This is a genomic window from Variovorax sp. PBL-E5 (genome assembly GCF_901827185.1).
Lineage (GTDB): Bacteria > Pseudomonadota > Gammaproteobacteria > Burkholderiales > Burkholderiaceae_C > Variovorax.
This window is the reverse complement of the sequence record NZ_LR594671.1, coordinates 1,962,707-1,979,869: the sequence shown is the minus strand read 5'-3', so window position 1 is coordinate 1,979,869 and position 17,163 is coordinate 1,962,707. Positions and strand designations below refer to the sequence as shown.

At 64.1% G+C, this 17,163-nt stretch carries 15 protein-coding genes and 1 pseudogene; 3 read left to right on the top strand and 13 right to left on the bottom strand.

Features of this window, described 5'->3' with window-relative positions; all coding sequences use genetic code 11:
• Nucleotides 1-128: 128 nt before the first annotated feature.
• Nucleotides 129-863: pseudogene (locus WDLP6_RS09725) on the bottom strand (alpha-isopropylmalate synthase regulatory domain-containing protein); the annotation flags it as partial.
• Between the two features lie 66 nt (nt 864-929).
• On the opposite strand from WDLP6_RS09725, the gene WDLP6_RS09720 reads away from it, so the two are divergent.
• Together WDLP6_RS09720 and dmeF are read left to right on the top strand one after the other, a co-directional pair.
• Nucleotides 930-1,208, top strand: coding sequence for a metal/formaldehyde-sensitive transcriptional repressor (locus tag WDLP6_RS09720; RefSeq protein WP_162592159.1), 279 nt, complete (start codon nt 930-932; stop codon nt 1,206-1,208).
• Nucleotides 1,205-2,188 (top strand): CDF family Co(II)/Ni(II) efflux transporter DmeF, encoded by a 984-nt coding sequence (gene dmeF, locus WDLP6_RS09715; protein WP_162592158.1) that lies wholly within the window; start codon nt 1,205-1,207, stop codon nt 2,186-2,188. Before WDLP6_RS09720 ends, dmeF begins: the two co-directional genes overlap by 4 nt.
• A gap of 99 nt (nt 2,189-2,287) precedes the next feature.
• Here dmeF and WDLP6_RS09710 read toward each other — a convergent pair whose 3' ends face one another.
• The 12 genes from WDLP6_RS09710 to WDLP6_RS09655 form a co-directional block, all read right to left on the bottom strand.
• Entirely contained in the window at nt 2,288-3,007 is a 720-nt protein-coding gene (locus tag WDLP6_RS09710; protein WP_162592157.1) for a sugar transferase, read from the bottom strand.
• Nucleotides 3,008-3,125: 118 nt separating this feature from the next.
• Complete coding sequence (locus tag WDLP6_RS09705; RefSeq protein ID WP_162592156.1) at nt 3,126-3,635, bottom strand: hypothetical protein; 510 nt, start codon at nt 3,633-3,635, stop codon at nt 3,126-3,128.
• Between the two features lie 11 nt (nt 3,636-3,646).
• Complete coding sequence (locus tag WDLP6_RS09700) at nt 3,647-5,140, bottom strand: pollen Ole e 1 allergen/extensin family protein (protein WP_232077012.1); 1,494 nt, start codon at nt 5,138-5,140, stop codon at nt 3,647-3,649.
• Nucleotides 5,141-5,911: 771 nt separating this feature from the next.
• The gene (locus WDLP6_RS09695; RefSeq protein ID WP_162592155.1) at nt 5,912-6,373 is read right to left on the bottom strand and encodes a hypothetical protein; all 462 of its coding nucleotides are present in this window, start codon (nt 6,371-6,373) and stop codon (nt 5,912-5,914) included.
• Nucleotides 6,374-6,440: 67 nt separating this feature from the next.
• On the bottom strand, nt 6,441-7,763 hold the full coding sequence (locus WDLP6_RS09690) for a DUF5666 domain-containing protein (RefSeq protein WP_162592154.1): 1,323 nt from the start codon (nt 7,761-7,763) through the stop codon (nt 6,441-6,443).
• Nucleotides 7,760-8,581 (bottom strand): DUF6502 family protein, encoded by an 822-nt coding sequence (locus tag WDLP6_RS09685; RefSeq protein ID WP_162592153.1) that lies wholly within the window; start codon nt 8,579-8,581, stop codon nt 7,760-7,762. Before WDLP6_RS09685 ends, WDLP6_RS09690 begins: the two co-directional genes overlap by 4 nt.
• 157 nt (nt 8,582-8,738) lie before the next feature.
• Entirely contained in the window at nt 8,739-13,079 is a 4,341-nt protein-coding gene (locus WDLP6_RS09680; protein WP_162592152.1) for a hypothetical protein, read from the bottom strand.
• Between the two features lie 64 nt (nt 13,080-13,143).
• The gene (locus WDLP6_RS09675) at nt 13,144-13,722 is read right to left on the bottom strand and encodes a pilus assembly PilX family protein (RefSeq protein WP_162592151.1); all 579 of its coding nucleotides are present in this window, start codon (nt 13,720-13,722) and stop codon (nt 13,144-13,146) included.
• Nucleotides 13,719-14,792 (bottom strand): PilW family protein, encoded by a 1,074-nt coding sequence (locus WDLP6_RS09670; protein ID WP_162592150.1) that lies wholly within the window; start codon nt 14,790-14,792, stop codon nt 13,719-13,721. The genes WDLP6_RS09675 and WDLP6_RS09670 overlap by 4 nt, the downstream gene beginning before the upstream one ends.
• Complete coding sequence (gene pilV / locus WDLP6_RS09665; RefSeq protein ID WP_232077011.1) at nt 14,789-15,397, bottom strand: type IV pilus modification protein PilV; 609 nt, start codon at nt 15,395-15,397, stop codon at nt 14,789-14,791. The genes WDLP6_RS09670 and pilV overlap by 4 nt, the downstream gene beginning before the upstream one ends.
• Nucleotides 15,394-15,888 carry a GspH/FimT family pseudopilin gene (locus WDLP6_RS09660; protein ID WP_162592149.1) on the bottom strand — a complete coding sequence of 165 codons (495 nt, stop codon included), beginning with the start codon at nt 15,886-15,888 and terminating at the stop codon, nt 15,394-15,396. The genes pilV and WDLP6_RS09660 overlap by 4 nt, the downstream gene beginning before the upstream one ends.
• Nucleotides 15,879-16,361, bottom strand: a complete 483-nt coding sequence (locus WDLP6_RS09655; protein WP_162592148.1) for a type IV pilin protein — start codon at nt 16,359-16,361, stop codon at nt 15,879-15,881. The genes WDLP6_RS09660 and WDLP6_RS09655 overlap by 10 nt, the downstream gene beginning before the upstream one ends.
• Before the next feature lie 280 nt (nt 16,362-16,641).
• Between WDLP6_RS09655 and WDLP6_RS09650 the strand changes: the two genes are divergently transcribed.
• Entirely contained in the window at nt 16,642-17,145 is a 504-nt protein-coding gene (locus tag WDLP6_RS09650) for a MarR family winged helix-turn-helix transcriptional regulator (protein WP_162592147.1), read from the top strand.
• Nucleotides 17,146-17,163 lie beyond the last annotated feature (18 nt).

The following is a 17,163-nucleotide window of genomic DNA, read 5'->3' as shown; positions in this document are numbered from 1 at the left end:
GCCCACGTAGAGGAGCCTGAGAGACTCGATCGAGGGCAGCTCGGGAATCCCGGACCTTGCTCGACCTGGTGGGCGGGACTCGAACCCGCGTCTCCTGGCGTGACGGACAGAGAGACGCCAACCCTGACTCATCGCACGGCTGCTGTACCGCTCGACGCTGCCTTCAGCCGCGCCACGGCGCTGATCACGGCCTGGACCGAGGCCGTCAGCGTGTTGACGTTGCGGCCGACGCCGAATCGCGTGCCGTTGACGCCGCGCATCGCCATCTCCACGATCGCCAGCGCGCTGGCCTCGGCGCCCTGGCCCAGGCTGCGCTCCTCGAAACTGTCGACCCGCAGCGTCGTGCCCAGCGCATGGACCGTCGCTTCGAGCGGGCCCGTGCCGACACCGCGAACGCGGCAAGGCCGGGCGTCGATCACGAGATCGAGCTCGATCCCCTGCCCGGCCGGATCGTCGAAGAGCCGATGGCCTCGATAAACCAGCGAACCCTCGGGATCGACGGCCGGCGCCAGGTAGGTCTGCTCGAACAGCGCCCACAGCATGGATCCGCTCACCTCCGCTTCGCTCGCATCGGCCACTTTCTGCACGATGGCGCTGAACTCGACCTGCATGCGGCGCGGCATCACCACGCCGTGGTCGCGTTCGAGCAGGAACGCGATCCCGCCCTTGCCCGACTGGCTGTTGACGCGCACGATGCTGTCGTAGGTGCGGCCCAGGTCCTTCGGATCGATGGGCAGGTAGGGCACCTGCCACGGGCCGTCCTCGGCCTGCGCCGCGAAGCCCTTCTTGATCGCATCCTGGTGCGAGCCCGAGAAGGCCGTGAACACCAGGTCGCCGACATAGGGATGGCGCGGATGGATCGGCCCGTTCCCGGCTGGACGCCCGCATCCGATTCTTATAGGATACCCCCCTACCCTATCTGAACAACCATGAGCCACACCATCCACGAGAAGCAGAAGCTTCTGAACCGGGTGCGCCGCATCCGCGGTCAAGTCGATGCCATCGAGCGCGGGCTGCAAGGCGGAGTGGGCTGCGCCCAGGTCATGCACCTGATCGCCGCCAGCCGCGGGGCAATGAACGGTTTGCTGGCCGAGGTTGTCGAAGACCACATCCGAACCCACCTGGTCGATCCGGTCAAGCACCGCGGCGCACTCGATCGCGATGCCGCCGACCAGCTCGTCGATCTCGTCCACAGCTACTTCAAATGAGTGAGGCGAATATGACCTCGAAGAATGCGGCACACAGCCATGTCTTCCTCGGCGCCCGGCACGAGCGCAGCGAACGCAAGACATGGATCGTGATCGGGCTGTGCGGCGTCATGATGGTGACCGAGATCGTCGGCGGCATGCTGTTCGGCTCCGTGGCCCTGGTGGCCGACGGCCTGCACATGTCCACGCATGCCGGCGCGTTGTTGATTGCGGCGGTGGCGTACACCTACGCCCGGCGCCATGCGACCGACGCGCGCTTCACCTTCGGCACCGGAAAGCTCGGGGATCTCGCGGGCTTCACCAGCGCCATCGTGCTGGCCGTGATCGCTCTGCTCATCGGCTATGAGGCCGTGAGCCGCTTGCTGACGCCTGTCGGTATCGATTTCAACCAGGCCATTCCGATTGCGGTCCTCGGCCTTCTCGTCAACCTGGCCAGTGCATGGCTGCTGAGCAGCGGCGGGGATCATCACGGGCATGGCCACTCGCACGCTGAGCATGAGCATGAGCATGAGCATGAGCATGAGCATGAGCATGAGCATCTCAGCGTCGGCGCAAAGACGCACCAGGACAACAACTTCCGGGCCGCCCTGGTCCACGTCATGGCCGACGCCGCTGTCTCGGTGCTGGTGATCCTGGGATTGATCGCTGCGCGACTCTTCGGCTGGCTCTGGATGGATCCGGCGGTAGGCATCGTCGGCGCGCTCGTGATCGCCAACTGGTCGTACGGGCTGATCCGCGACACCGGCGCGATCCTGCTGGACATGAACGTCGATCGGGAGATGAGCGAGGATGTTCGCAAGGCCATTGAAGCCGACGGTGATCGGCTGGTCGACCTGCACCTTTGGCGTCTTGGCCCCGGTCACCTCGGCGCGATCGTCTCGGTCGTGACCGCTGCGCCGCGCGGGTGCGATTTCTATCGGGCCAAGCTAGGCAGATTCCGCTCGTTGTCGCACGTCACCGTCGAGGTCCGGACGCCGTAGCGCCTGTCCCGCGGATTCGACCTGCCGTGCATTGAGATAGGTCGTTTCGCACGATCGATGCCCGGGTGCTGCGCGCGCAATGGAGGCCGTCGTTGAAGGTCAACCCGACCCTTCGCCGAAGGCCACGGCTCTGACCGTCCTCAAAAGGATCCTGATGTCGAGCCAGAGCGACCATCGACGAACGTATTCGACGTCCAGCGCGACGCGTTGTGCGTACGAGAGCCGATTGCGCCCGCTCACCTGCCACAGACCGGTGATGCCCGGTTTGACCGAACAGTAGTGGCCCCAGTGCTGCCCGTACAGGCTTCGCTGGCGCTCCATGCAAGGCCGGGGACCGACCAGGCTCATGTCACCTTTCAGCACGTTCCAGAGCTGGGGCAGTTCGTCGAGACTCGACTTGCGGATGAGCCGCCCCAGGAACGTGATGCGGGGGTCCGCTTCCAGCTTCTGGAAAGTGTCCCACTGCGTGCGGGCCATGTCGTTGCGGCTCAGGTATTCCTCGAGCACCCCTTCAGAGTTGCGCAGCATCGACCTGAACTTGTAGAACCGGAAGCGCTTGCCGCCCTCGCCGACCCGGTTGTGCCAGAAATGCACGGGGCGGCCCATGCTCACCTGCACGGCCACGCACAAGGCAAGGTACACCGGACTGAGCACGATCAGGAGCGCAGCCGCCCCGACGATGTCGACACAGCGCTTGAGGCGTTTCTGCGAGCGCGTGAGAGATCGTGCGAGAGCTTCCGGTGCGGTGCTGCCATCCGTGGCCTGCCAGAGCGATCGTCGCTGCGGATCATCGGCACTATCTGATTCGGGTCTGAACATCGAACGCTCCAATGGACAATGAGCGCAACGGCCTGATGGTCGTTGGCACGGGACAACATGGGAAATGGGACGGCAAGGCGACCTCCGCCAGGCTGTTGCCAACCATCGGTCAACGTCGCTACTTCACGGGCATCGAGAGGATCTTCTCGGTGCCCGGCCCGGCCTTCAATTCGCCCATCGACGGCATGCTGGAGGGCGCCTTGCCCACCTGCACGGGAATCGAGATCGAACTGGTCGTGCCGTTCTGCGTCGTGAACACATGGAGATAGCCGATGCCCTGGGCCGCAGGCACGACCTCGACGGTCCAGTTCGAGACTTCGCCGGCCGGCAGCGTGCGCGTTGTCGCGGCGGCGCCGAGCTTGAGCCCGGCGTCGCTGCGCAACTGGACCGTCGCGCCTGCGGGATCGGTGATGCCGTCGAAGCTCAGCACGATCGAGGTCGCCTGGCCCGCCTGCGGCAGCGGATCGACCCGGTACTGGACGGTGACACCCGAACCGTTCACCTTGCTCGGCGCCGTTGTCATGCCGGCAGCGCTCCTGTTTCTGCCGTCGGCGCAGGCCTGCAATGGCGCGCAGAGCACGAGCGCAAGCAGCATGAACGGCGCGCCCAGATTGCCAGTTCTGTTCATGGATCTGCTCCTCATTGGATGGTGACGGTGAAGCAGGTGTTCGCCGAGGCATTGTTGAAATCGTTGATCGCCAGCACGCTGGTACCGGCAGGCAGGTTGACCAGCGCGCTCTCGGTCGGGCCGGGGCCCTCGCTTTGGGCGATCGGGTGTCCGCTGTAGACGGTGACATCCGGGTCGGAGGCCAAAGGCCCGGCGACCGTGATCATGTGGTTGGCCGCGGCCGGCAGGTTGAAGCGCAGGTAGGCGAAGTTGCCGAGCTTGTTGCCTGCACCGGCCAGGTTGGACACGCAGGCAGTCGTGTTGCCGCCGACAGTCGCTTGCCGGTACATGGGCAGTGCGAGCGCGATGCCGCCATTGTTCGTTTCGGCGTTGCCGAAGGGATCGCTCGTGGCCGCGCTGATGCTCTGGCCGACGAGCAGGCTCGCCAAGGCCGACGCACTGCCCGGGGCAGCGGCATCGAAGGCCGCGGTGAAGGAATGGATGGACGTCAGCGCGACCCCGCTCTTGAAGGGGCCCGTGAGCGTGTCGTGAATCGGCTTGAAGCCGATCTGGCTGTTCAGCCTCCACAGGATCGAGTGGATCGAGGCCTCGCGAAACCAGCCCGGGTTCGATGTCACGCCGGCTGTGAGATCGAGATTGGCGCCCTGGACCTGACCCGGTCCGGCGGAGTCGGTGTAGTTGCTGCGTTCCAGCGAAATGCCGGACCATGCGTTGCCCCAGCCTTCGGAGAATGCGACGCGCCGATCCAGGCGGTCGGTCAGGGAATGGCTGCCGCCGGGCGAGTCGTCACGGCTGAAGACCGATTGGTAGTAGTGGCCCCATTCGTGCGCAATGACCGAGGCGTCGTATTCGTCGGTGTCCACGTCGGCTTTGCCGAGGACGTAGATCGCGCGGCCGCTGGGGTCGCCCGCGGTGAAGAAGGTCGAGCCGATCTGACCGAGCGAGGGGTCGCCGCTGGCCGGCAGGTTGTTGACGCTCCAGAACAGCCGCAGCGGCGGAAAGATGGCCATGGGCGCCACCGACAGGACTTTGGCCTGCGTGGTGTAGACCGTGTCGAGAATCGAGAACGGCGCCGCCACCCGGGTCGCGCTGTAAGCTGTGCCGTCCCAGCCGGAAGGCGCATGGACGTCGCGCACGATTGCAGCGGTGCCGGACGAGAACACGGGTGTCTCCATGCTGTAGATGGCATCCGACTGCGTGTTGTCGCGCACACTCACATCCCACGCAGGGCCGCTGCCGACCTGCAGCAACTGCGCCTTGACTCTGACGGCAATGGATGTGCCTGAAGGCACTGTCACCGAGTACGCGCCGTTGGCGTCTGTGGTCGTGGTGGCGATGACCGACGCGCCGTTGACGATCTCGACGACCGCGCCGCGAACGGGCCTGGACGCACTCGCCGAGTAGACCAATGCACCTGCCGGGTTCGGGACCGCGTCGTAGCTCGCAGTGCCGCTCAGGTTGACAGATGCAGTGCTCGGCGAACCGGCTGCGGGGAGTTCGACCACCGGGAAGCCGCCGCCCCGCCCCCTCCCCACCGCCGCAGGCGCCGAGCACAACCGCCACCGATATCGCTGCCTTCTTCACCCACTCAGCAATTCGCATGCGTCATCCTTCCGAAAGAAGAAATGATCTCGCTGTCTTCGGCAACAAAGGTGGTCGGTGGCATTGGAATAGCGTCATGGTGTTATGAATCAGCGACTCGCACTGCATTGCTCGAATGCGCGGCGAAGACCACGGCAAACATCGGCATGCGCAGCTTGTTGCCGAACTCATTCGGACGGTTGTCGTCGAAATGGATCGGTCGACGGCGCAGCGCATCCGAACAGCGCCCGTCGCGACGTTTGAAACAAGCGTCGATCCGGGTTCAATGGCTGCTCCAATAACCTCTGTTGCGCGTTCATGAACGAATTCTGGAAATGTGAAAAACTTCCATTTTGTAATGCTGTTTTCGTACATGGTGCGGCATGCACTTGTAAGACGACAACTCGAATTCGTGCACGGCGATTCGTCATGGGTTCGGACGCACCGCGCCTCATCGAAATCCAGGGCGACATAGCGGCCGCAAGGGAGCATCGCTGCCGGGGACGCAAGTGGGATGGCTTGCGTGGCGCAAGGCCTCGGCCTCCCGTCGCGCTGGCATGCGCGTCAAGACGAGCGGCGACTTCAGAAGCTAGGGTGGACCGTCGGTGCTTTGGAGGAATCTGCCTTGCGCATAGCGAGATTGAAATGCGTGGCGCTCCGAATCTGACGCAGATGAAAACACGCTCGCCCTCGCGTCAATGGTTGTGCCCGCGACCATGTCCAGGGCCGCGATCATGGCCATGGCCACGATCGTGCTCGTGGTCCCAGCCACGATCGTGGTCACGGTGACCGTGGTCCTCCCAGCCACGATGCCGGCCGCGCCCCCAGCCAGGATGCTCTGCCTCGTAGCGCTGGCGAACCCAGGATTCCTGTACGAAATACACCGGCTGGCCGCAAGCGTTGTAGCGCCCGCAGTAACGGCGCCAATTCTGCTGATGCGCTGCTGGCACGTAGAGATAGATCGGCGGGCGCTGCACTGGCGCGGGGGCAATGATCACCGGTTGGGGAAGAATCAAAGCGGGTCTCGGAAGATCACCAATGTTGATGCGGCCGTAGACGCCCGGCTGGTTGATGCCGATCGACACACCGACACTGGGCTGCGCGTTGGCAGAACCCAGCGCGGCGACGGCGAGCATCAGAGTCAGAATCTTTTTCATTGTGTCTTTCAATTTCAAGAGTGCTGGTGGAAGCGTAACGCAAGCCGGCTGATCGCCTCGATCGCGGCTATGGGCCGAAGCTGACCTGGCTGGCGAGCAGGATCCCATTCACGACCTCGGCGCCCACGGCCGTCACCTTCACGCCGTTCGCCAGGTTTGCTTGTGTTCCGTTCACGAACACCACGTCAGGCGCGCTGGCATCCACCAATTGCCCATGCACGCGGAAGCTCGCTGCCGAGACATAGTTGCCTATCGAGCCGATGAGCGTGAAAGAAGGCAGCGCGCCGGCGCCCGGAATGTGCTTGATCTTGATTTCCGTCGCAACCAGCACGCCATTGACAAGCGTGCCGCCGACCTGGATCTTCACCCCGTTGCCGATCTTGGAGGCTTGCCCTCCGGTGATCTGGGCGGCGGAAGCATTGATGGATCTTCCCAGGACCTGGAAGGAGTTCAGCGCTGCGTAGTTCGTGATCACGCCTTCCAGTTGGATCGGCGTGCCGGTCGCCCCGGGGATCGGGTACCAGCTTTCGACCTGCGTGGCCATGAGCAAGCCTGGTGAGGCCTGGGTGTCCGCACGGACACGCACGATGGTGCCGTTCGTCAGAGTGGTCGGGTTGATGCCGCCGGCAAAACTCGCTGAACCGTACGCGACCGTCAGGCCGCCCAGCGCAAAAGTACCTCTTGCCAAATCCAGTTGCTGAACGGTTCCCGTTGCAATGGGTGCTGCACTCGGGATCTGTTGCTGGACACGCGTGGCGCGCAGTACGCCAGGGCTTGCCGGAAGGCCCCAGACCTGTATCGTGGTGCCAGGTATCAGGCTGGCCAGTCCGGGCACATCGGCCCAGACGGTTGCCTCGTCGATGGTCACCGTCGTCCCCATGACGGCGAAGCTGCCCCCGATAGGATCGATGGCCGTGACCGGCCCGCGCAAATCCGCAGCGGACGTCACTTGCGTGGCGACACCATTCGTGAACGAGGCGTCGACCGAGCCCATGACCTTGACCGACATGCCGATCTGCAGGGTCGCAGCATCCCGAAGATCGATGGTCGCGCTGTCGATGTCGTAGCGAAGGCCGTTGACGATGATGCTTCCAATGCCGTCGACCGCGCCCACGCTGGTAGCGTCACCCGCGACGCTGATACCCGTTCCGCCAGACCCCACGCCCGAGCCATTTCCGTTCGAGGCGGTGGTTGTCGATCCACTGGCCGCGCTGCTGCTGGCGCTGTCCGTGCCGCCGCCCGCTACAACGGTCGCAGTGAGCGTGCCGCCGTCGGTCGAGGCGGCGACGTTCGCCGAAACGCTGCCGCTACTGCTGCCGCCCCCACCGCACGAAATGAGCAGTGCGATCAAAAGGGTGTTGAGGCCGCCGCGCCAAAATCTGGTGTTCATGATTCGCTTCCGCCGCTACCCGATGGTTTCTCGGCGTCTTCGTAATAGGTATAGATGCCGACACGGATCCGGCCCGAGCCTGCGTCTCCCGCCCCATCGACAACACGGGTCATCTCGCGGGTGAGTTCGAGATGCAGCGCGTTCCAACGCCGTCGCACGAGTTCATGGATATTCTCGCAGTCCTGCAAGCTCAGGCCGTTCGCATACACCGACCGCTCGAGCATTGGCGATCGTTCGCCCAGGATATTGGAGACGGCAGCAAGCAGATGATCGCGTGAATTGTCCCCCATGAACGCGAGCATCGACTGGAGATCCTGCGCGGGCACGAAGCCATCGGCCTTCAGCTCGACGTATCCGCCGTCCTCGCTCACCATGTTGAGCCGCACCAGTTCGTCCAGGATCGCGCGATGATGGACGTTGCCGCGGCTGCCTTGCCTGGCCAGCTTCTCGAAGGACTGCGCCTGCGCCTCGCCGGTGATCGGCAGACGCCGGGATGCGGGGTCATCGGCGAGTACCTGCAACCACATCGTGAACGTCTTTGCGGCGGCCGATACGTCCATGCTGGGCAAAGCGTCGGCCGTCTCCCGCACCTTGGCGGTGATCGCCTTGCGGTTCAATCCCGTCGTGACGGACAACTGGCTGATGTTCGGCTCGCTGACGCCCTGGGTGCGCCACACGCGGCGTGCCTCGTCCAGGAGAAGATCCCGCATCAACTCTTCCAGGTGCCGATGCTTGAGCCCTAAGGCCAACCCCAGCCTGACCAATGGACGCATGACGCGTGCACAGGCGGCCTGGGCCCAAGCGAGTCGGTTATCCATGAAGAGATGACACGTCCGTTCGGTGAAGCCAGTGGATAGCTGGCTAATGTAGCAAACACGTGACGGTCGGTTCGATGCCGGACAGCCCCTTCCGACGAAGGTGCTGTCCGACATCGAGCGAACCGGAAAGGCGGGGAAATCCGCGCGAGCTCAACAATCAGGGGTCGATGTTCCGATACCAATAGGTCCTCTTCCTCGCCGCCTTGATCGGAATGTCCGGCCTTTGTGCGCCGATGCTCGAGCGCGAATCGGCGCCACCGCCGCCGCCGCCCGCGCCGATCAGGAAGGGGATCTGCTTCGATTTTCCGTCGATGATGAGCGTGACCATGCCGAATACCGGCGAGGGCGCAAGGCCGCCGCCATCGAGGACGGTCTGGTTCGTTGTGCCGTTGATGAAATTGATCTCGTAGCTGCGTGCCGTACCCAGATTGGCCTTGCAGCTGTTCGCGCTGGGCGCCGAGGGCTGGTTGGTTCCGAAGTGAACCAGCCCACCCACGGTGGTGGGTGCGTTCACCCCCTTCTCGCCGAGCGACGTATTGCCCTTGCTGTCCAGCCCGAGCAGGGTCACGTAGAAGCCATTGAGAGACCCGGCATAGGGCGTCGATGTCGCATTGAACAGCGAGAGAGGCTGAGCATCGGCGGTGCTGCTCGTGTCGTCGCGCATCGCGGTCCAGCCGGACGCGCTCATGCCCACGTTCGTGTCCTTGATCATGTAGAAGCGATTCACGATGCTGTTGGCCTGCTGGCTCGCCAGCGGGTGCTCCCGGTCTCCCGTGACCGCCAGCACGGCGTCGAAGTTCTTCGTCAGCACGACGTCGGGCGGGAAGAAGAACTTGCGCTTCGTGGTCCCCGTGCCGCCCAGCGCCGCGAACAAGGTCGTCTGCCAGGTACTCGGGCCGAAATTCGGCGCGCCCGCCGGCGGCTTCAGGTCCACACGCCAGATATTGCCGCCCAGATCGGCCGTGTACAGCCTGTCGATGAAGCCGTCGAAATCACGGTCCACCAGCGTGACGTCGGCCGGCACGGCGTACGTCATGCTCAGCAGCTTGCACGGGTTCCCGATGCAGCTGTCGGTGCTTCCGCCCGGCTTGGCACTCCACAGGAGATTGCCGCTGACGGCATCCACGATGAAGATGCCGCGCCCCATCGTGTCCGCAGCCGGCGGCTCGATGTCCTCGTTCGTGTCGTAGCCGGCGCCGAATACCAGCACCGGATATCCCGGATCCTTCGGCGGAGTGGCCGAAGGATCGCAAGCCAGAGGGTCGTAATTCGGGTTCTGGCGACAGCTGAGGATCGCCACCTTGGGTTGCGACCAGGTCTGGCCGAGTTCGGTGAATCCGGCATCCTGGTTCGTGTGCTTCCACATGAATCGCGGCGCCGTCGGCGAACTCACATCGAGCGCGTAGAGGACCGGGCCGCCGCGTCGCGCCGCGAGAAAGATGTAGGCGTTGCTGCCGTTCTGGTAGACGCTCGGACTCCCGTCGAAGAAATAGTCCTTCGACTGCGGCGTGGGAACGATGCCCGTCGGCGTGCTGGGCATCTTGACGACCGGGCTGTTGTTGTAGAGCCGCTGAAGCTTCGAATAGAACTCGGTCGGCACGAAGCTCCACAGTTCTCCGCCCGGCGCGACCCCTCCGATCGCACAGTCGGAAGACACGGTGCAGAAGCCCATCGGCGCCGGTGCGCCATTGGCGGTGGGCGGCTGATTGCCGTTGACGGCACGGAACATGCCGTCGTTGGCGCCGTAGAACACCACGACCCCGGTCGAGCCTCCGTAGTTGACGACGGCCGGGCGCGAGTGCAGCACATCGCCGTGCACGGACGGACGGACCGTGATGCCGCCGCCCGGGCTCGGCTCGTCGCCGACGTTGTCGCTTCCGCGCACCCAATTGATCAGCGCATCCCGGCTCACGCCTTGCGCCGAGGCCGTCATGCCCGCGGTGGTATCGGTGCAGCTCGAGGCACTGCCGGGGCTGGTCTGAATGTTGTAGGTGAAGCCGGTGGATGAGACGCCGACGACCTTGAAGCTGCCGACGTACGCGCTCTCGTTGGCTGCGACCGTCCCTCCCACACTCACCGTGTCTCCGGCCGCGAAAGTCGGCTTCGACGGCGTAGTGGCAGTGACAAGCACTGTCGAATAGGCGGTGGCCGAACAGGGGCCCGTCGTGTACGTGAGGTTCGTGATGGCGAGCGGACTGGTCCCACCGTCTGCGGTGATCGAGGAACCGGTGTCCGGTGAGTTGGGCGTGGAAGGGATATTGAAGCAGAAGCTTTTCTTGCTGGAGCCGCTGGGGCAGCTCGTGACGGTCCAGGTCCCGTTGTACGGGCTGACACCGCCCGTGCCGGCGCCGCTGATCGTGACCTGGTTGCCGGCGACGAAGGTGATGTTCGAAGAGAACGAGACGGTGACGTTGGAGACATTGCTCGCATTGCTCGCGTCGCGCACGATGCTGGCGGCGGGAATGACATACGACGTAGTCCCGACAGTGGCCTTGCCCCCGCCGTCGGGCGTCGCAGGGCCATCGGTGATGACGTAGGTGAATGTGTTGGCACCTGTGCTGGTGACTGTGTAGCTGCCGTTGTAGCGCGAACCCGCCGCACCGGCGATCGTGACCGTCTTTCCCGTCACATAGCCATGCGCTGCGGCGGTGGTGGCAGTGACGGTCGTCCCCGATCGGACCAGCGACGTGATTTTGATCGGATTGGAGGGCACGCTGACGCTGTAGCTGCCGCTCGATGGCGTGGGCGGATCCACGGTCACGGGATAACTGAAGGTCGTCGCGGTCAGCGGCGTGATGGAGAAGTTCCCGTTGAATTCCGGGTACTTCGATCCCGCGACTGTGATGGCCTGGCCCGGCGTGAGCGCAGGACTTGGCGCCGCAGCCAGCGTGACCGTCGCAGTGTTGGTGCTGCGAGTGATCGACGAGATGGCCATCGCCGGGCCATTGGTGCCGAGGATGCTTGCCGTGATGTTCGTGTTGGTCGTTGCGAAAGGCATCGACGAAAGCAGGGTATTGGATGCGCAGTTGGCGCCGCCTGTTGCCAGGCAGGTATAGACATTGCGCGGCCCGGCGGGATTCGCCGCATAGTCGTCCTTGAGGTTGGCAAGCCGGATCTGCTGGCCCACGCCGCCCTTCTCGACGAACTCGCCGTCCTGAGAATCGAACGCACCGCTCGCGCCCTGCGGATGGTTGACCCAGAACCCGTTGGTGCCGGTCGGTGGCGCTGCATCCGGCGAGGTGGTCAGATCCTTGCGGGTCCAGAAGCTGATCGCCGTCGGCGAAATGAAGCCCGTGCCGGCCGAGCTCAAGGCCGAGTTGGCCGTGGTATTGGGTTGATACGGACCCCGGGATGCATCGGCGAGATAGACCACCGGACTCACGGGATTGCTGGTGTCCACACCCAATTGATACTGCTTCAGATTGCCCATCCAGCGGGGAGCGCCCGTGGCGTCCGGCCGGAAGGTGCCCATGAAAACCTGATTGAGATAGGTGCCCTGGGCATTCGTGCTGACAGGCAGGCTCGCCGAGGCGAAGACGCTGTTGACGGCCTGCACTTCGTTGAAGATCTGCAGGAGCGCCTGAACCATCGAGTTGTAATCGCCGGCGACAAAGGATTTACCCCCGCCCTGGATACCTGTGCTGCGCAGAATCTGGGTGTAGTCAGGCGCAGTTCCGCCGGCAGCGATCGTGTAAGTGACGATGTTCTGCGGATCGGTCGGATCGCTGGTGTTGAAATTCGACTGGTTGAAGAAGCGCGCCCATTCGTCGATCCATGCGCTGTCATCACCTGTGTTGGAGCCCAGGTTGGAGGTGTTGATCGGGACCTGCTGCGCAGCGGTCGCGCCGGCAGCGGCGAGGTCGCTCGCGCTGGTGAAGCCGGATCCGTTGTCCGGCCGGCCCTGTTTCGACGCCGCGCCGATCAGGATGATGAAGCTCTTCTGGCAGGACTGGGTGCCGATGTGGGCTGCATAGGACGTCCCCGATCTCGGCCCGGTGGTACCCGTGTACCAGGCCCACGCTTCCTGCATGTCGCCATCCAGCTTGGCGTTGCCCGTCGCCTTCGGAATTCCGGCGGCAATGACGCTTTGGAAATTCGTGATGCCGGTGAGATCCATCGACGGCAGGTTGTAGGGCGATGTGCCGGGGTAGTACATCTGACCCCCCTTGTTGGAGCCCGAGCCGCCGCTCATCAGGCCGATATTCAACTTGCCATACAACGAAGGCTGACTCTTGATCGCATCCAGCGCACCATAGACGGAGCAGTACACCATGTCCAACAAAGTGATGTTGGGCAGGTTCGGTGCCGCGCTGGAGAATGGGCAGGATGACGGGTAGTTCGCGTCGTTGCTCGATGTGTTGTCGACAATGATGAGGATGTTGGGAGCCGCCCCGCCGGCGACCCCACCGTAGATATCGATATCGTCGGCGCGGGCGGCGACCCCGGCAAGCAGGAGGGCGCAGGCCCATGCCAGTTTGATGAAGACGGAGGATTTCATGGCAGAGACTTCCTCGGAACAAGGCGGGTCAGAAAGTGGGTGGGGCAGTACATGGGCGGGTTGCCTAGCAGGAGCTACCCAGTGCGACGCGCGTGGCAACGCCCTGGACCGCCGTGGTGTTCGTTGTCGCCATGACGCCGGGCGCGCTCGCTGCAGCGCCGGGCGCGGTCGCGGTCGCCGTGATCTCCCAGTTCGAGTTCGCACACAGCGAGTCGCCGCTTGTTCCTGCGCCGACGATGCCGGTGTTCTGCCCCGCGCCGCTTGCATAGCAAGGCACGTCCTCGGCGTTGCTCGCATCGAGTTCGCTCAGCTTGATGGGCTTGACGCTGACGCATGTCGGCGGCGGGGAGATGCTGACCTGGTAGGTCGACCCGGGCTGCCCGCTGTTGTTGATATCGACGGGCACCGTCTGGGGCGGCGCCAGCGTGGTGAAGTCGGTGCTGATGACGGTCTCTATCGCCTGCTGGGCAGCCGCTTCCGATTCCTTCTGGATCTGCATGTTGGTGGCCAGCTTGGTGTTGACGTTGGTCACCTTGATGGCCGACACGACAATCAGCGTGAGCACCACCAGGAAGATCATCGAGATCAGCAACGTGGCCCCCGATTGGGTGTGCTTCGCACCGCGATGCGTGAGGTCGTTCATGGCGCTTCCCTTTGGCCCGAGATGTTGTACAGGCGCGCGACCGTGCTGTAGACGTGGCGCTTGATCTGGTCGTTGAACGGGCCCGCGGCCGGCACGGCCAGACCCAGGTCGTAATTCCGCTTGTCGGTCCAACCAGCGCTGCCTTCCGTACTGCGTGCGAGGACATGAATGCGTACCGCCATCACGTTGCCCCAGTTGTTGGCAGCGATCGTCCAGTCGTAAGGCGGCGTCGTCTGCGGACAGACGGAAGTTGCGATCTCGGCGAGAGGCGGGCTGGTCGGATTGCTGGTGTAGCAGTCGGGCGAACCGTTGCCATCGATGTCGATGCCGTAGTCGAACTGCAGATTCTCGATGCCCTCGACCAGCGGCGTGATGGTCATCGCGCCGTTGACATATTCGGCCATCTTGAGCGTGGGGGTCGTGTCGGTACCGCACACATTGCAGGTGCTCACGTAGTAGAGGTGCTGCACGACCTTGCGCAGGGGCGCGGGCTTGCTCGACACGCAGTCCTTGCTCATCAAGTTGAAACTCGCGGTGGAGGCGCCGCTGGCGATTGCGAAAGGCACCGTGTCGGTGCCGCAGGCGGAGACTTGGAGGTAGATTTCCGTCGCGACGGCCGATGCAGGCGCCAGCACGGGGTTCGTGCTCACACGTACAACGACCAGCATGGCCGTGCCCACCATGACATTGCTGATGCAGGACGGTGCCGCGTTCGGCCCGTAGATCGGCAGCGGTACGCTGGATGTGCCTGGGTTCGTGGCCGCCGAGTAGCCCAGGCTCGCGATGTTCGTGGGGCAGGCGATCGGCAGGACAGGGTTGAAGGCGGTACTCCCGGTCCGGCCGATAAAGCCGGCGGCCTGGATATCTTCGCTGAGCAACTCGAGGGCGTAGCGGCCGTTCTCGATCTGGCGCGAGGACTTGTCCAGCTCGGAGCGCGTGCTGATCGTCGAGACGATGAGACTGATGAGGCCGATGATCAGGAACAGGCCGAGCGTGAGGGCCACCATCAGTTCGACCAGCGTGAAGCCGCGATGATGGCGAGGCCCGCGAGACAGCTTGCGCACCTTCATGACAGCGTTCCGATCTGAACCTTGGTGGTGATGACGCGATGCAGTTTCTCGTCGCCATAGGCACCGTTGCCGCACGGGAAGGCGGAGCCGGTGGACAAGGTCGGCGCCGCGGTTTTGGCGAGGCCCTGCCAGGAGACGGCGATCAAATAGATGTTGTTGACGGGGTCGTCGAGCGTCACGCAGCCGACCGCGCCGATCATGGCGCCGAGACTGGTGCCCGACTGGGTCTTTTCGGCCTGTCCCTTGATCATGTTGCTCCAGGCCGCGAGGTCGGCAGCGGCTTGCGTCTGCTGCTGGACATTGCCCGCCGTGCAGGCCGGGATGGTCGTGGCGCCGGAGCCGAGTTGAACGCCGGTCGTCCCGTTCGAGTAGCAGGTCGCGACCTTGCGGTTCGCACTCAGGCGGTCGGCCATGTCCTGCACCAGCTGCACGGCCACGATGCGCTGGTAGGACTCCATTTCTGCAAGGTTGGCGCGGCTGCTCACGCCAGCCAGACCGAGCAGGCCGAACAGCAGGATGACGAGCGAAACCAGCACCTCGATGAGCGCGATGCCGTTCTGGTGTTTGATCCTGTGGACGGTGCGCGTCCGGGAGCGAAGCATCATTGGCAAGCTCCCATGCTGCTGCTCGGCACGCCGCTCAGGCCGATCGAGATGCAGCGCGAACTGACACCCGTCATCGCGATCGATGGCGCCACGGTGAACTTGGTGCTCGCCGTCACGGCGCGGCCATCCTTCCCGTAGGAAACGGCGCCGAGCGAGGCCGAATCGGTGATGGAGAGGCCTTTGTAGGCCTCCTGGTTCTGGATGATCGTGTTGCTGGCGTCGGTCGCGATCACCTTCCAGCCCTGGTCCCAACTGGAGGAGGACTGTTTCAGCGTCACGGGGATGCCGCGCGTCACGGCCTCGCTGCGCGCGAGCGTCAACGAGGCCATCAGGTCGAAGGACACATTGCGGATGCGCTGGTTGGCAACGAACTCGCGAAACGAGGGAAGCGCCAGCCCGGCAAAAATCGCCATCACCGTGATGGTGGTCACCAACTCGATCAACGTGAAGCCGCGTGCATGACGCCGCGGATGGCCGCGGCTTACCAGCACCCTGCAACTCCTTGAGGTCCTGTCGCGTTCTTCAACCCGGTTTCGTCGATGGTCAGCGTCGCGCAGGCGGTGTCCCTGGCGGCTTGGGCGTTGATCGGCTGGGCGGTGACGGTAAAGCCCGGTGGCGTCGTTCCGGACTTGAGCGGTGTCGTGATGTTGTAGTTGGACGACACGTTCGCGGGGATGGTCGAATTCAGCGTCGCAAGGTCCGGGGCATACGCCCGCGCATCGAGCAAGTAGCGCTGCTGCAGGTTGGTGAGCTCCAACATGTAGCCCTGCGCCGCCGCCCGGTTGGAGCGCACGATGTAGGCGATGTACGACGGATAGGCTATCGCCGCGAGGATGGCGACGATCGCGACCGTCACCATCAGCTCGATCAACGTGAAGCCTCGCGCCGGCAAGCACCGAGCCCGCGGGCGAGGTCGGCTTGCGAGCGAAAGTGCGTTCGGCAGCTGTTTCTTCACCTGATGCATCGGTCATCTTTCGATCGCTTCGCGATCCGGATCCTGGTCGGGGACACCTCGTGGAGCACGTGTCTAGATGTGTCGTGATACTACCTTATGTGACATCTTCACATTTAACATTTGCTCTGCACCATGGGTTCATTGGATCGACAGCGCGAGTGGTGACAAATTGCTCGAACCCAGGGGTCATCGGCGTGGCTTTTTGGCGAAATCGTTTGCGAGCGCCACGGCTTGACATAGTTTCCCTGGAAACTATGCTGGAAAGCACCCGTCAACTCCCCGTACCGCCATGCCGCAGCCGCGTCGAACCAGCGCTCCACCGCAACGCCGCCCCCACGCGGATCGAGCCGTCAGCGCACTGGATTCGCATGTCGGCTTCTGGCTTCGCTTCGTCTCCAACCATGTGTCCGCCGCGTTCCAGGCACGGGTCGAGGCCGAGGGCGTCTCGGTGTCCGAATGGGTTGCGCTGCGGCATCTCTTCGACGCGCCGGACGCTGTGCCGGCAGCGCTGGTCGCGGCACTGGGCATGACCAAGGGCGCGGTGTCGAAGATCGTCGCGCGCCTGGTCGCCAAGGGTTGGGCCGAAACCGTGGCCCACGCGACGGACCTGCGCGCGCACCGCATCCGGCTGACCCGATCGGGCCGCGAGTTGGTGCCTCGTCTGGCCCGGCTCGCGGATCGGAACGACGCGGCGTTCTTCGGCACGCTGCCCGCAGCGTCGCGCGAAGAGCTCGTCCGGCTGATGCGGGAGCTCGTGCGGATTCATCAACTGCGCCACGTGCCGACCGACTGAGGGCGCGCGATTTTTTCA

What these genes read in the sequence shown, in the direction of transcription:
- WDLP6_RS09720 (WP_162592159.1), top strand. Translation starts at nt 930, where the DNA reads ATGAGCCACACCATCCACGAGAAGCAGAAGCTTCTGAACCGGGTGCGC.
- dmeF (WP_162592158.1), top strand. Translation starts at nt 1,205, where the DNA reads ATGAGTGAGGCGAATATGACCTCGAAGAATGCGGCACACAGCCATGTC.
- WDLP6_RS09710 (WP_162592157.1), bottom strand. Translation starts at nt 3,007, where the DNA reads ATGTTCAGACCCGAATCAGATAGTGCCGATGATCCGCAGCGACGATCG.
- WDLP6_RS09705 (WP_162592156.1), bottom strand. Translation starts at nt 3,635, where the DNA reads ATGAACAGAACTGGCAATCTGGGCGCGCCGTTCATGCTGCTTGCGCTC.
- WDLP6_RS09695 (WP_162592155.1), bottom strand. Translation starts at nt 6,373, where the DNA reads ATGAAAAAGATTCTGACTCTGATGCTCGCCGTCGCCGCGCTGGGTTCT.
- WDLP6_RS09690 (WP_162592154.1), bottom strand. Translation starts at nt 7,763, where the DNA reads ATGAACACCAGATTTTGGCGCGGCGGCCTCAACACCCTTTTGATCGCA.
- WDLP6_RS09685 (WP_162592153.1), bottom strand. Translation starts at nt 8,581, where the DNA reads ATGGATAACCGACTCGCTTGGGCCCAGGCCGCCTGTGCACGCGTCATG.
- WDLP6_RS09680 (WP_162592152.1), bottom strand. Translation starts at nt 13,079, where the DNA reads ATGAAATCCTCCGTCTTCATCAAACTGGCATGGGCCTGCGCCCTCCTG.
- WDLP6_RS09675 (WP_162592151.1), bottom strand. Translation starts at nt 13,722, where the DNA reads ATGAACGACCTCACGCATCGCGGTGCGAAGCACACCCAATCGGGGGCC.
- WDLP6_RS09670 (WP_162592150.1), bottom strand. Translation starts at nt 14,792, where the DNA reads ATGAAGGTGCGCAAGCTGTCTCGCGGGCCTCGCCATCATCGCGGCTTC.
- pilV (WP_232077011.1), bottom strand. Translation starts at nt 15,397, where the DNA reads ATGATGCTTCGCTCCCGGACGCGCACCGTCCACAGGATCAAACACCAG.
- WDLP6_RS09655 (WP_162592148.1), bottom strand. Translation starts at nt 16,361, where the DNA reads ATGCATCAGGTGAAGAAACAGCTGCCGAACGCACTTTCGCTCGCAAGC.
- WDLP6_RS09650 (WP_162592147.1), top strand. Translation starts at nt 16,642, where the DNA reads ATGCCGCAGCCGCGTCGAACCAGCGCTCCACCGCAACGCCGCCCCCAC.